General features: G+C 63.2%; 13 protein-coding genes. 6 read left to right on the plus strand and 7 right to left on the minus strand.

Translation table 11 applies throughout. The features are described from left to right. Positions 1-2 precede the first annotated feature (2 nt). The 4 genes from D5125_01430 (at position 3) to D5125_01445 (ending at position 4,586) form a co-directional block, all read left to right on the plus strand. A complete protein-coding gene (locus D5125_01430) occupies positions 3-317 on the plus strand; it encodes a hypothetical protein (GenBank protein ID QFY88243.1) in 315 nt (104 codons plus the stop codon). Continuing rightward, positions 318-2,006, plus strand: coding sequence for a Na(+)/H(+) antiporter subunit D (locus D5125_01435; GenBank protein QFY88244.1), 1,689 nt, complete (start codon positions 318-320; stop codon positions 2,004-2,006). A gap of 4 nt (positions 2,007-2,010) precedes the next feature. Then, a complete protein-coding gene (gene nhaD, locus D5125_01440) occupies positions 2,011-3,462 on the plus strand; it encodes a sodium:proton antiporter NhaD (protein QFY91026.2) in 1,452 nt (483 codons plus the stop codon). 239 nt (positions 3,463-3,701) lie between these two features. Beyond that, positions 3,702-4,586, plus strand: a complete 885-nt coding sequence (locus tag D5125_01445) for a phosphoribulokinase (GenBank protein QFY88245.1) — start codon at positions 3,702-3,704, stop codon at positions 4,584-4,586. A 50-nt stretch (positions 4,587-4,636) separates the two neighbouring features. Here the strand turns inward: D5125_01445 and D5125_01450 are convergent, their stop codons facing one another. Together D5125_01450 and D5125_01455 are read right to left on the minus strand one after the other, a co-directional pair. After that, the gene (locus D5125_01450) at positions 4,637-5,044 is read right to left on the minus strand and encodes a sel1 repeat family protein (protein QFY88246.1); all 408 of its coding nucleotides are present in this window, start codon (positions 5,042-5,044) and stop codon (positions 4,637-4,639) included. Positions 5,045-5,125: 81 nt separating this feature from the next. Continuing rightward, a complete protein-coding gene (locus D5125_01455) occupies positions 5,126-5,926 on the minus strand; it encodes an inositol monophosphatase (GenBank protein ID QFY88247.1) in 801 nt (266 codons plus the stop codon). 21 nt (positions 5,927-5,947) lie between these two features. On the opposite strand from D5125_01455, the gene D5125_01460 reads away from it, so the two are divergent. After that, entirely contained in the window at positions 5,948-7,969 is a 2,022-nt protein-coding gene (locus D5125_01460) for a transglycosylase SLT domain-containing protein (protein QFY88248.1), read from the plus strand. A 382-nt stretch (positions 7,970-8,351) separates the two neighbouring features. Further along, on the plus strand, positions 8,352-9,071 hold the full coding sequence (locus tag D5125_01465) for a Crp/Fnr family transcriptional regulator (protein ID QFY88249.1): 720 nt from the start codon (positions 8,352-8,354) through the stop codon (positions 9,069-9,071). On the opposite strand, the gene D5125_01470 is transcribed toward D5125_01465, so the two are convergent. The 5 genes from D5125_01470 to folP all read right to left on the minus strand — a co-directional run bounded on the left by D5125_01470 (position 9,025) and on the right by folP (position 14,211). Then, complete coding sequence (locus D5125_01470; GenBank protein QFY88250.1) at positions 9,025-9,987, minus strand: sensor domain-containing diguanylate cyclase; 963 nt, start codon at positions 9,985-9,987, stop codon at positions 9,025-9,027. The genes D5125_01465 and D5125_01470 overlap by 47 nt on opposite strands. A gap of 3 nt (positions 9,988-9,990) precedes the next feature. After that, on the minus strand, positions 9,991-10,371 hold the full coding sequence (locus D5125_01475) for a response regulator (GenBank protein ID QFY88251.1): 381 nt from the start codon (positions 10,369-10,371) through the stop codon (positions 9,991-9,993). Between the two features lie 11 nt (positions 10,372-10,382). Further along, positions 10,383-10,928 carry a chemotaxis protein CheX gene (locus D5125_01480; GenBank protein QFY88252.1) on the minus strand — a complete coding sequence of 182 codons (546 nt, stop codon included), beginning with the start codon at positions 10,926-10,928 and terminating at the stop codon, positions 10,383-10,385. A gap of 54 nt (positions 10,929-10,982) precedes the next feature. Then, positions 10,983-13,250 carry an ATPase gene (locus D5125_01485; protein QFY88253.2) on the minus strand — a complete coding sequence of 756 codons (2,268 nt, stop codon included), beginning with the start codon at positions 13,248-13,250 and terminating at the stop codon, positions 10,983-10,985. A gap of 142 nt (positions 13,251-13,392) precedes the next feature. Continuing rightward, entirely contained in the window at positions 13,393-14,211 is an 819-nt protein-coding gene (gene folP / locus D5125_01490) for a dihydropteroate synthase (protein QFY88254.1), read from the minus strand. Between the last annotated feature and the right edge of the window lie 10 nt (positions 14,212-14,221).

Below are 14,221 nucleotides of genomic sequence, written 5' to 3' on the forward strand. Positions count from 1 at the left end.
CCATGGCGACTCAACCGGACACCCAGGTTTATCTGTTCGATAAGCCCGCCAACGTCAAACGCCTGCTGCGCGGGCTCTATGTCGCCTGCGGACTGCTGGTGGCGCTGGATTTTGTCATCCACCGCCACGTGCTGCATGACTGGGAGAAGATCCCCGCCTTCTATGCCCTCTATGGCTTTGTCGGTTGCGTACTGCTGGTGCTGATCGCCAAGGGCATGCGCCGCTTTCTGATGCGGCCCGAGGACTATTATCTGCGCCGGGAGCAGGGGCCAGGCCCGCTGCCGGATGACACGGAAACGCAACAGGGTCCACACTAGATGAGCGCCTTGCATCCCTTCATCCCCTTTCTGATTGGTGCCCTGCTGGCCGGGCTGCTGCGCGGCCCCCTGCGCTCGGCCCTGGTGCTGGCCACACCCCTGATCGGTGGCTATCTGTTGTGGTTGACCCCGCTTGGGACGCAGAGCCAGATGCTGTTCATGGGCATGGAGCTGATGCCCTACCGGGTCGATCAGCTCAGCCTGGTGTTTGGCTATATCTTTCACATCGCCGGTTTCATTGGCGTGCTCTATGCGCTGCATGTCAAGGATAGCCTGCAGCAGGTCAGTGCCTTGCTCTATGCCGGCAGCGCCATAGGCGCGGTGTTTGCCGGTGACCTGCTGACCCTGTTCATTTTCTGGGAACTGCTGGCCCTGAGTTCGGTATTTCTGATCTGGGCGCGGCGTAGCGAGCGCTCCTTCCGTGCCGGCCAGCGTTATCTGATCATCCAGGTGCTCTCCGGTGTGCTCCTGCTCGGCGGCGCCCTGCTGCATTACCGCAACAGCGGCAGCCTGGCCTTTGATTTCATTGGCCTTGGCGGCCTGTCCGGCTGGCTGATTTTCCTCGCCTTTGGCATCAAGTGCGCCTTCCCCCTGCTGCACAACTGGTTGACCGATGCCTACCCCGAGGCCACCCCCACCGGCACCGTGTTCCTCAGCGCCTTCACCACCAAGGTGGCGGTCTATGCCCTGGCACGGGGCTATCCCGGTACCGAATTGTTGGTCTATATCGGCGTCACCATGGCCTGTTTCCCGATCTTCTTTGCCGTGATCGAGAACGACCTGCGCCGGGTGCTGGCCTACAGCATGATCAACCAGATCGGCTTCATGGTGGTGGGCATAGGCATAGGCACCGCCCTGGCGCTCAATGGGGCGGTGTCCCACGCCTTCAACGACATCCTGTTCAAGGGGCTGCTGTTCATGAGCATGGGCGCGGTGCTGCAGATGACCGGCACCATCAATGGCTCGGCCCTTGGCGGCCTGTACAAGACCATGCCCAAGACCACCATCCTGTGCATCATCGGCGCAGCCTCGATCTCCGCCTTCCCCCTGTTCAGTGGCTTTGTCAGCAAGTCCATGGTGATGAGCGCGGCACTGCAGGAGGGCTATCACATCAGCTGGCTGCTGCTGCTCTTCTCCGCCGCCGGGGTGTTCCATCACGCCGGGATCAAGATCCCCTACTTCGCCTTCTTCGCCCACGACAGCGGTATCCGCACCAGTGATCCGCCCCTGAACATGCTGCTGGCCATGGCGCTGGCGGCGGCCATCTCCATGTTCATCGGCGTCTATCCCTGGACCCTGTACAGCATTCTGCCGTTTGATACCGGCTACAATCCCTTCGACGCCACCCATATACTGACCCAGACCCAGTTGCTGTTCTTCTCCGCCCTGGCCTTTGTCTGGCTCAACCTGCGCGGCTACTATCCACCGGAGCTGCCCTCGGTGAATCTGGATGCGGAATGGTTCTACCGCCGCTTGGTCCCCGCCAGCCTGGGTCTGCTCGGTCGCTATCTGGTTCCGGCCTACCGCGGTCTGATCCAGCTGATTTCCAACCCATGGCAACGCTTAGGTCCGCAACTGCTGCGCCAGCAGGGGCCACAGGGCCTGCTGGCCCGCGCCTGGCCCAGTGGTAGCATGGTGCTCTGGGTTGCCATCATCCTGGCCACTTACCTGTTGTTCTATTATCTCTAGGCCTATGTCAAAGCTGTCCCTTCTGCTGTTATTCCTGTTGCCGCTCGGCCTGTTTCCGCTCAGCGCCCTGGCCTACGATGCCAGCGAGGGCATCCGCCTGACCGAGCACTGGATCGGCCCTACCGCGCTGATCCTGTTCGGCCTGGCCTATGGCCTGGTGATGGCCGAGGAGCTGACCGGCCTGCGTAAGTCCAAGCCGGTAATCCTCGCCGCCGGCCTGATCTGGCTGATGATCGCCTGGGTGTACAGCAGCCAGGGCATGACCCAACAGGTGGAATACGAACTGCGCCACCACCTGTTGCAATATGTGCAGCTGATGCTGTTCCTGCTGGTGGCCATGACCTACATCAACGCCCTGGATGAGCGCCAGGTATTCACCGCCCTGCGCTGCTGGCTGATCCGCAAGGGCTTTGGCTTTCGCAAACTGTTCTGGATCACAGGTGCCCTGGCCTTTTTCATCTCCCCCATCGCCGATAACCTGACCACCGCCCTGCTCATGTACGCCGTGGTGCTGGCGGTGGCCGGGGGAAACTCGGCCTTCATCCTGCTCGGGGCGATCAATATCGTGGTGGCGACCAATGCCGGCGGGGCCTTCTCGCCCTTTGGCGATATCACCACCCTGATGGTCTGGCAGCGTGGCGTAGAGACCGCCCAGGGGCCGGTCAACCTCTGGGCCTTCTTCGCCCTGTTCCTGCCGGCCCTGGTCAACTGGCTGGTACCGGCCCTGATCATGTCCTTCTCCGTGCCCAACGAAGTGCCTGCCACCCAGTGCGCCGTCGGCGGCATGAAGCGCGGGGCCAGGCGCATCATCGGCCTGTTCCTGCTCACCATCGCCACCGCTGTGCTGTTTCACCAGCTGCACATGCCGCCGGTAATCGGCATGCTCACCGGCCTGGCCTATCTGCAATTCTTTGGCTTTTATCTGAAACGGACCTATCAGCGGGAGCGCCTGCGCGATAGCCGCAAGGCAGCCCGTACTGAACTGGAACACGATGGCCAGATGGGCGACCCGGTGGCCTTCGATGTCTATAACCGCATCGCCCGGGCCGAATGGGACACCCTGCTGTTCTTTTATGGCGTGGTGATGTGCGTCGGCGGTCTGGGCTTTATCGGCTACCTGGCCATGGCCTCGGAGCTGATGTACATCGACTGGGGTGCCACCCAGGCTAATATCGCCGTGGGCGTGCTCTCCGCCATCATCGACAACATCCCGGTGATCTACGCCATCCTCACCATGCTGCCGGACATGTCCCTCGGCCAGTGGCTGCTGGTGACCCTGACCGCAGCGGTGGGCGGCTCCCTGTTGTCCATCGGCTCCGCCGCCGGGGTGGCCCTGATGGCCCAATCCGGCGGCTACTACAGCTTCATCGGCCACCTGAAATGGACCCCGGTCATAGCCCTGGGCTACGCCGCCTCCATCGCCTGTCACCTGTGGTTGAACGGGGGATTGTTTTAGCGGGTGAGCGGAAGACAGAGGACGGGGGACGGAAGACGGAAGACAGAGGACGGAGGACAGATTTTTGCGTCGCTACGCGACAGATTAGCGAAGCTCCTCTGTCCTCTGTCCTCTGACCTCTGTCCTCTGTCCTCTGTACCCGGTCGATGGTATAGTCGGTCCAGTTTTTCCGACCACCCCAGACCCCATTGGGTTCTGTAACATCAAGTCCCGAACACGGGCTATTGGGAGACCTATCCATGTCCAAACAACATCCTGTCGTCGTTGTCACCGGTTCCTCCGGTGCCGGTACCACCACCGTCAAGCGCGCCTTCGAGCATATCTTCCTGCGTGATGGCATCAAGCCTGCCGTCATCGAGGGTGATAGCTATCACCGATTCAACCGCAAAGAGATGCGTGCCGAGGTACAAAAGGCCCACGATGAGGGCCGCAACCTGAGCCACTTCGGCCCCGAGGCCAACCACTTCGACATCCTGGCCGACACCTTCCGCACCTACGGCGAGACCGGCGGCTGCAAGCAGCGCTATTACATCCACAGCGAGGAAGAGGCCGAGTTTCACGGTAAACGCCTGAACATCGAGGTAGGCCCGGGTGAATTCACCCCCTGGGAAGACATAGAGTCCGGCACCGATCTGCTGTTTTACGAGGGCCTGCACGGCATGGTAGTGGATGGCGATGCCGACGTGGCCAGCCATGTGGATCTGGGCATAGGCGTGGTGCCCATTGTCAACCTGGAATGGATTCAGAAGATCTTCCGCGACAACGCCGAGCGCGGCTACACCGCCGAGGCCACGGTGGACACCATACTGCGCCGCATGCCCGACTACATCAATCACATCACGCCGCAGTTTTCGCGCACCGATATCAACTTCCAGCGCGTGGCCACGGTGGATACCTCCAACCCCTTCATCACCCGTGACATCCCCACCCCGGACGAGAGCTTCGTGGTGGTGCGCTTCGCCGACCCGAAGAAGTTCGACATCGACTTCGCCTACCTGCTGGCGATGATCCCCAACTCCTTCATGTCACGCCGCAACACCATCGTAGTGCCCGGCGGCAAGATGGGCTTTACCATGGAGATCGTCCTCGGCCCCATCATCGAACGCATGATGGACGAGCGCTGATCCCCGCCCCCAGGGCAAAAAGCGGCCTTAACGGCCGCTTTTTTTGTCAATCAGAACCCCGCCCGGGCATACCACTTGCGCGCCTCCTGCGGGTTCTTCTCCACCCCGTTGCCCTGTTCGTACATCATCGCCAGGGTGGTCTGGGACCCGGCCAGGCCCTGCTCCGCCGCCTGGGTGAACCAGGTCACCGCCTTGGCCGGGTTCTTGTCCACGCATTCGCCCTCCAGATACATAAAGCCCAGGCCGTGCTGGGCCAGGGCATGGCCCTGCTCTGCCGCGGCCTTCATGTATCTATAGGCCTGCATCTCATTGGCCACCATACCCAGGCCGTTTTGCAACATGATCGCCATGCGGTACTGGGCCTCGGGCTCGCCATCGGCCGCCAGGGGCGAGAGCAACTGACTGGAACGGGAAAAATGCTTGGCCTCAAAGGCGGCGATGCCGCTGCTCAGGGCCATGTCCCTATCACTTAATTCTTCTGTCTGTATTTCTGTCATATTTTCTATCTCCAAGGTGGGGATTGGGGTGGAATCGGGGCGCTATGGGTTCAGGCCCAGGGCCCGCAGGTGATCAAGCCAGAGCCGCAGCATGACCGGGTTGGCCGCCGCCACGGCCTGGCGGGGGTGTAGGTCTATGTCCTCATAGCCCCGCTGCACGGCCGCAGCCCCGGCCTCCTGCTGGATCAGCCTGCCTGCGGCGTAGTCCCACAGGCCCTGGGCACCGTGCAGGTAGAGACCAAAACGGCCGGCCGCCAACCAACACCACTCCAGGGCCACCGAGCCCAGGCTGCGCAGGGAACGAAACGGCGGATGGCTGATCAGACTGAGGGAGATTTGGGGGTCAATACGTTTGAAGTCAATCACTGCCACAGTATCCGTCAGGGCATTCGGCCACTGTGGATCACGTCGCAGGCGCTGGCCGTTGAGCCAGGCACCCTGGCCTGCCTGGGCCTGGAAACACTCCTCGCGCAGGGGGTCATAGACCATGCCAAAGCGAATCCGCCCCTGCTCCAACAGGGCCAGGGAGATGCAGAAGAAGGGCATACCGGCGGCGAAATTGGTGGTGCCGTCGAGGGGGTCGAGCAGCCACAGAGGCCGTCCGCTCTCGGCCAGCGCCCGCTGTTGCTCGGCCTGGCCCATCTCCTCTCCGAGAAAGCCGGCCTCGGGCCAGCGCCGCGCCAGAGCAGCGCGGATTGCCGCCTGTGAGGCCAGATCGGCCTCGGTAAGCAGGCTGCCATCGGCCTTGTGGCGGCTGGCAACCTGCTGGAAACGGCCCAGCAACTCATCCCTGGCCACCTGCCGCAGCAACCCCTGCAGATAAATTTCATCAAGCCTCAACATCAAACTGGTATCCTGAACAACATGTCTAAACCACTCCTGCGATGGCCTCAGCGCACCACCGGCGGCGGCATTCTTCCCCTGGCATTGGCCCTGCTGCTGGGCCTGGGTGTCCTGTGGTCGCCCCTGCACGGGGCCGACCTTACACAACAACGCAAAGACTTTCTAGCGGCGGAGCAGGCCCTGCGCCAGGGCGACTCGGCCAGCTACATACCGCTGCGCGCCAAATTGCTCGACTATCCCCTGTTTGCCTATCTGGAATACGCCGAAACACTAGGCAAGGGGCCGCAACAGGTCGAGGCCTTTGTACACAAATACCCCGATGGCCCGCTGGCCTACGACCTGCGCCGGGACCACCTCAAGCAACTCGCCGCCGCAAACAACTGGGCCGACTTCCTCAGGCTCTGGCGCGACACCAGCAACATGGAAATGCAATGCCTGCACCTGCAGGCCCTGCTGGCCACGGACAAGGCCGCACAGGCCTACAAGGCTGGGGCCAGGATCTGGCTGTACGGCGACTCCCGGCCGGATAGCTGCGACCCGGTGTTCGAACAGATGCAGCAAGCCGGCAAGCTCAGCCGGGCGCTGGTGTGGGAGCGCATCGACCTTGTTCGGGTCGGCAATTCCGATCAACGCAGCGGCCTGATCCGCTATCTGCGCCGCTTTCTCCCGGCAACAGACCATGCCTGGCACGATCTCTGGCTGCACAGCCTGAACCAACCCGAGCGGGTCCTGCAAAGCCCATTGCTGAAGAAAAAACACCCCTCACGGGGCAAGCTGCTGGTTCATGCCATCATCAAACAGGGCTGGCGCAAGCCCGATGCCGCCCTCGCCGCCTGGCGCCGGGCCACCGCCCGCCACTGGCTCGATCCGGCGCAGAAAAAACGCATTCAGCTGGGCCTGGGCAAGGCCCTGGTACGGCGTGATCACGCCAAGACAATGAAGTTCTTCGCCGAGGTGGAACACTGCCATCAGATCGAAGGCCTGTGCGAGCTGCGCGTCGATTACGCCCTGCAAAGGCGTGACTGGAAGCGGCTGATCCGCTGGGTCAACGACATGCCCAGGGTTCTGCGGCAGCACGAAAAATGGGGCTACTGGAAGGCCCGCGCCCTGGAGCATCTGGGACGGAAAAAAGAGGCCCAAGCGCTGTTTCGCCAGGTCGCCGGGGATCGCAGCTACTACGGCTTCATGGCCGCCGACCGGGTAGGGGCCGATTATCGGCTCGATCATCGCCCCGTTCCCCTCCAGGCGCTGGGCAAGGTAAGCGCCCTGGACGGGGTTCAGCGCGCCCGCGAACTCTACCGGCTGGGACGCGAATACCAGGCCGCCCGCGAGTGGAACTGGGTCATAGACCAGCTCGACCGGGAGGAGTTGATGGCCGCCGCCCACCTGGCCCGACAATGGGGCTGGGATGAACGCGCCATCCTCACCCTGCTCGGCACCGACTACTGGGACGACCTGGAGATCCGCTTCCCCCTGAGGCACCGCAAGCAGGTTCTGGCAGAGGCAAAGAAATACGGGCTGGACCCGGCCTGGATCTTCGCCGTAATCCGCCAGGAGAGCATGTTCATCGGCCAGGCCCGCTCACCGGTAGGGGCCTTGGGGCTGATGCAACTGATGCCCGCCACCGCCCGTGGCGTAGCGAAAAAACTCGGCATCAAGCCCCCCGATGAAAACCAAATCCTGCAACCGCAACTCAACATTCAACTGGGCAGCCGCTACCTGAAGACCCTGATGCAGCGCTTCAACGACTGGGAACTGCTCGCCACCCCCTCCTACAACGCCGGCCCCCACCGTACCCTGCGCTGGCTGCCAAAAGAGCCCCAACCGAGCGACCTGTGGATCGAAGACATCCCCTTCGAGGAAACCCGGCTCTACGTGCAACGGGTACTCAGCTACCTGGTACTCTACCAATACCGCATGGGCAAACCCGTGGTACCCCTCAAGCAACTGCTGCCCGAGCAGGTCAGCAAGAAACTCCTCAAGCAAAGGCCCAAGCCACGCCAGGGCAAAAAGGCCAAACCTGCGGGCTTTCTCGATAGCTGAAGGCATACTCATGCACCTATAAACCGTAGATTAAGTCTTTCATTTTCATGGGGTTGCAATAACTCAGGCAGTCACCTGCTGGATGAGCGGGTGTGCTGGCAAACAGACTGAAAATCTGCTCAATCCGTGAAATCTGCGCTTCAACTGCCCTTTTCAGGGTGCGGATTACTCTCGAAAACCTCGAACTCGATCCCTATGCGCTGGTAAGAGAAGAGAGCTGAGCGGCCGTATTGGCCCTGAGAATGGGTGGAAAGGGACGGATTTTGGTGGCGGCATTGCATTGAGCGGCAAAGGGGATGGTATATACTGCAAGGCAGCTCCCGTATCAGGTTCCGCCAGCCCAGCAAGCCGCTGATGGCGTCGAAAAAACCGGACTTCACCCATGCACGATCCCGCCAGCCCTCGCCAGAATCACCTGCTCGCCGCCCTGCCGGAAGAGGAGTACAGCCGCCTGGCCGACCACCTTGAGCCGGTCACCATGCCTCTGGGCAAGGTGCTCTACGAGTCGGGCAACCAGTTGCAGCATGTCTATTTCCCCACCACCGCCATCGTCTCCCTGCTCTATGTCATGATCGACGGTGCCTCCGCCGAGATCGCCGTGGTGGGCAATGAGGGCATCATCGGCGTGGCCCTGTTCATGGGCGGCCAGACCATGCCCAACCGCGCCGTGGTGCAAAGCGCCGGCCACGCCTACCGGCTGCGGGGGCAGCTGCTCAAGCAGGAATTCAATCGCTCCGGCGAGTTGCAGCACCTGCTCCTGCGCTACACCCAGGCCTTGCTGACGCAGATGGCGCAGACGGCGGTGTGCAATCGCCACCATTCCCTCGACCAGCAACTCTGCCGCTGGCTGCTGCTCAGCCTCGATCGCCTGCCCTCGGATGAATTGGTGATGACCCAGGAGCTGATTGCCAACATGCTCGGCGTGCGCCGCGAGGGCGTTACCGAGGCGGCCGGTAACCTGCAACGGGCGGGCCTGATCAGCTACCACCGAGGCCACATCCGGGTGCTCGACCGCGCCGGGCTGGAGGCGCGCACCTGTGAGTGCTATGGAGTGGTCAAGAGGGAGTTTGATCGCCTGCTGCCGGAGGTCCTCCTGCGCTGATCAAGCCAGACCTGGCCGATTCCGGCTCCACCCGATTGCGGCCGGCCTCCTTGGCCCGGTAGAGTGCCTCGTCGGCGCGGCCCACCAGGCTGGAGGGGCTGTCCCCGCTGTGCCAGCAGGCCACCCCCAGGCTTGCGGTGCGTTGACCCACCTGGGCAAAATCCGCCTCGGCAATCCGCCCGCGCAGCCGTTCGGCCAGCTCCATGGCCCCCTCCATCGCGGTATCCGGGCAGAGGATGAGAAATTCCTCACCACCCCAACGTCCGATGACGTCCAGGGCCCGCCCCTGCTGCTGGAGGATGCGCGCCGTGCCCACCAGCACCTGATCCCCCACCTGATGGCCATAGGTATCGTTGACCGACTTGAAGTGGTCCAGGTCGATCAGGATCGCCGCATAGGGCTGGCCGCTGCGCTCGGCACGGCGATTCTCCTGGGCCAGGGCCTGATCCAGGCGCAGCCGGTTGGCCAGGCCGGTGAGGGTGTCGGTGATCGACAGCCGTTCCAGCTCGCGGCTCTTCAGGGCCAGCTCGGCGTGGGCCTCGGCCAGGGAGTTCTGCGCCGCCTTGAGTTCACTGATATCCACCGCGATGGAGTACTTGACCACGCGCCCATCGGGCCAGCTGATGGCCTTCTCCTGCATCTGATACCAGTGTTCGTCCAGTTCGTTGAATTGCTCAAAGATATGCGTCTGACCGCTGGGCCGACCATCGCCGCCCAGCAGTTGCCCCACCATGCAGCCCGGGCAAGGTCCGTCCAGCTCGTAGAGGGAGGACCAGCAGACGGCGGCGCGGTGGTCGCCAAAGCGCTCGACGAAGTGCTGGTTCATGAACACCACCTCGTAGGTCTCCACGTCCACCACATAGACGGCGAAGGGGATGATGTCGAACAGGCTCTCGAATACGCGGGATTCCAGCATGGCTCAGCCGCCTCGGTATTTCTGGATGACGTCGTTGATCACCTCGGCGAAGCGGTCTTTCTGGAAGGGCTTGAGGATGTAGCCCTTGGCCCCGGCCTCGATGGCGTCCATCACCATCTGCTCCTGGCCGTGGGAGGTGACCATCACCACCAGGGCGTCCGGGTCCTGGGCGATGATCTGGCCGGTAGCCTGAATGCCGTCCGTGTCGGGCATGGTGATGTCCATGGTCACCAGATCGGGCCTGATCTCGGCGTAGCTGGCCACCGCCTCAGCGCCATTCTTGCAGCTGGCGACCACCTCATGGCCCAGTTCCTCCAGCACCGCCTTGGCCTTCTTTATCGCCAGCAGTGAATCATCGACAATCATGATACGCAGGGATTTCATGCTCATACTCCTTATCGGTTGGACTGGGTTGTGGCGGGCAGCTCCAAGGTCAGATCGGCGGCGACGGCCTCCCTCGGACAGAGGAAGTGTACACTCATCAACCCGGCGGAGGTATGCAGGCGGAAGGAGGAGAATTGGGCATCCCGGTGTCGGGTCAGGCTCTTGGCCTCGCTCAGCACCACCGGCGGCGACAGGCCTATGGCCTTGCCCGGGGTCTGGATGTCGGCCATGGCGTTGCCCACCACGACGTTGATCACCTCGGCGGCGGTCTCCTCGATCATGGCCTCCTGTTCGTCATCCGCCACCTCCACGCCCTCGGCATAGATGCGGAAGATCTGCTCGATCAGGCCACGCTCGAAGCTACAGGCGATCAGGGTGCTGACATCCTCCTCGACACTGACGATAGAGGTCAGATAGCCCAGCCGCAAGCGCTGCATGTCCTCCTGTTGCGGCTCGGGCGGGCGCACCTCAAGCCCGATCTCCCCGCTCAGAAAGCCCTGCAGATGGCTGCCGACCGCATTCACCAGCCGATCATGGCTGCTGTGGGTTTGATTCATTGACTCACTCCCCCTTTGGATGGATATGGTTTTTGATTTAGGGCCAGGCCCGTCCTATGCCGCCGGGCTGTCCAGCCAGGGCAGGTAAAAGCAGAAGCAGGTGCCCTGGCCGGGCTGGGTCTGGATGCTGACCCGACCGCCGAGCCGATCCAGCTCCGCCTTCAGGGCCGCCAGGCCTATGCCCCGGCCGGACAGGTCCGAGACCTGGGAGCGGGTGCTCAGACGGTCGGTGAAGACCACCTGCAACAGCTCCTGCTCACTGGCCGCTGCGGCCTGCTGGGGGCTGAACAGGCCCAGCTCCAGGGCCTTCTGACGCAGCGCCTGCAGGTCTATGCCACGGCCATCATCGGCCACCTCCAGCAACAGCTCATCGCCCTGCCGGGTCAGGCGGCAGCTGATCCGGCCCATCTCATCCTTGCCCGCCGCCAGACGCTCCTCCGGGTCTTCGATGCCGTGGTCCAGGGCATTGCGAAACAGGTGTACCAGGGCCTTGATGAAGGGCTGGTAGGGCCCCGGCGGTACGCGCAGGGCCTCGCCCTCGATCACAAAGGGGTGGATCATCTTGTCCAGGCGCTCGGCCAGGCGCTCGGCCAGCGGGGGATAGCTGGCCAGCAGGGAGCGCAGGTCCACATGACGCAGGCGGCGCAGTTCCGCCACCATGCGCCGGGTCTCGCCGCAGCGGATGTCCGCCACATCGGTACGCAGCAGGCGCTCGGCGATGTCCTCCAGCAGCCGCACCTGCTGCGGGCTGAGGCGCAGCTCGCCACGACGCTGAAAGAACTCCTCGCCCAGGGCCTCGCGCACCAGGCCCAGGTCCCAGTCCAGGGCCTGAGCGGACTGCGCCATCGCCTGACGCAGCCGCTGCTGCCAGCCCGCCTCGATGCTGGAACCGCGCCGCCATTGGCCGATCAATCCCTCCAGCTGGTGCAGCGCGGACGGCAGGCGAATGAATTCCTGCTGGGCAAACAGCCCCTTGAAGGTGTGGATGCGCCGATACAGCTCCGCCAGCCGATCGGCGTCCGGCTGAGACTGCCCCAGCAAGGGCGGCAACTCATCGGCATCAAACCGCCGGTAATCGTCCAGCAGCTCGAAGAAGTCCTCCGGCTCGCGCACCGCCGCGACGATCAGGCGCAGCCGCCCCTGCTCCTCGCGCACCTGCTGTTCCAGCTGTTTTTGCCGGGTCACATCGCTCAGCACCAGCATCACCCGCTGTTGCGGCAGCAGGCGATAGTCCAGGCGCACGGTCTTGTCCCCGATCTGCAACTCCTTGGGCATCAGCGACAGAAACAGCTGGCGCTTGTTGGCATCCGCCTCGTGCAGGATACGCTGGATGTTGTTGCCGAAATCGCGCGCCTTGTCCGCGTCCTGGGGGAACAGCAGGCCGCTTATGTCCTGCCCCTCCGGGGCCTGGCCGAAGATATCGAGGCACTCCTGGCTGTATTCCGAATCCACCCGCAGGCCCTGATCAAAGGAGAGAAAGCCCTGATCGGAATTATCCAGCAGGCTGGCGATCTTGCCCCGCTTGGTCGCCAACTCCCGGTTGCGCTCGTCGAGCCTGGCGTACATCCAGCCGATGATCAGGGTCGCCAGCAGCACCACCAGGGCGATCAGGATGAGCACATAGACCACCCGCCAGATGCTGCGGCTCACCTCCGCCTGCTGCCGCGAGGTCTCTATGGTCACCCCCAGATAACCGGCATCCTCGCCTACCTGCCAATGGGTATGGCAGGCCACGCACTGCTCTTCCACTTGCAGGCGTTGGTAGAAGCTGGCCTTATCCGACTCGATCAACTGGGCACGGCCCTGTTGATCAAAGCGCAGGCGTTTATCCAGGACATAGTGGCATTCACCGCAGTCGCGCTCGCCGATCACCTGGCGGTGCAATTTCCCGGCCGGGGCGTCGGTCAGGTCCCGCTGACTCCAGTCACGCCGCAGGGGTTTATCCTTGGGATAGGGCTGAAAGCCCTCCGGGATGGCCTCGCGGCGCACGAAGGGCACGCCCTGGGTCTGCTCGCCGGAGCGGTAGGTCTGCAACCGGTAACGGGAATAGAGGGCCGTCTCCAGCACCGATTGCAGCCGGGCGATGTTGTTGATGGCCTGTTGAAAGGTGCGCGGCTGGCCCTTTTCGATGGAGTCCTGGGTCTGCGCCACATAGGCGTCCAGCACCCCCCTGCCCTCTTGCAGCACCCGTTCGGCCAGGGCGTCGGCCTGATGCTGGTAGAGGATCCCCACCGAAGGGATGGCGATCAGAAGCAATACGGTAACCACCACCGCAACGAACCGTCTGATCGGGGACGGCGCTTCCGGCTCTGTTTCGTTCAAATCCCCTGCTCCCAGACAAAGATCCCCCACGCAACTGACAGCACAGCATCGCAGGCTAATAGACCACCATTGGCAGGGAAATTCAACCGCTCTGCCAGGGGCCTGTCGGGAGGTGTTGGATGTTCCGTCTTGAGCCCATTGATTATTGCTCTGTGACCCCCTGGCCAAGCGCCCTTTCTGGCACCCACTCGGCCATTGCCGCTACCACCTTGAGGGCATCCACCGTGGCCTTGACATCGTGTACTCGGAGGATGCTGGCCCCGCGCTCGGCGGCCAGTACCGCCGCCGCCAGGCTGCCATACAGACGCTGGTCCACCGGCGCCTTGTCCAGCAGGGCACCGATCATGGATTTGCGGGAGATGCCCACCAGCAGGGGTAGCCCCAGGGCGTTGAATCTGGCCAGCCGGGCCAGCAGTTGCAGATTGTGTTGCAGGGTCTTGCCGAAGCCGAAGCCGGGGTCGAGCAACAGCCGATCCCGGCGGATACCGGCCTGCTCGCAGGCCCCGATGCGCTCGGCAAAGAAATCGGCCACTTCAGCAACCACATCCGCGTAGCTGGGGTTGTGCTGCATCAGCCTCGGTTCGCCCTGCATGTGCATCAGGCAGACCGGCACCGCCAGTTCGGCGGCGGCCTGCAGGGCACCTTCGCGGCGCAGGGCATAGACATCGTTGATCAGCCCGGCACCTGCCGCCACGGCGGCGCGCATCACCTCAGGCTTGCTGGTGTCGATGGACAGGGGCAGGGACAGTTCGTCATGCAGGCGTTCGATCAGCGGCATGACCCGGTCCAGCTCCTGCTGGACGGATACGGCCTTGGCCCCTGGGCGGGTGGACTCGCCGCCGATGTCGATAATGGCCGCGCCCTCGGCGGCCAGGCGTTCGGCCTGCCTGAGGGCGGCATCCCGGTCATTGAAGCGGCCACCGTCGGAGAAGGAGTCGGGGGTGACATTGAGTATCCCCATCACCCGAGGC

It is taken from the genome of gamma proteobacterium SS-5, assembly GCA_009497875.2.
In the GTDB taxonomy this organism is placed as follows: Bacteria; Pseudomonadota; Gammaproteobacteria; order Chromatiales; family Chromatiaceae; genus Magnetovirga; species Magnetovirga frankeli.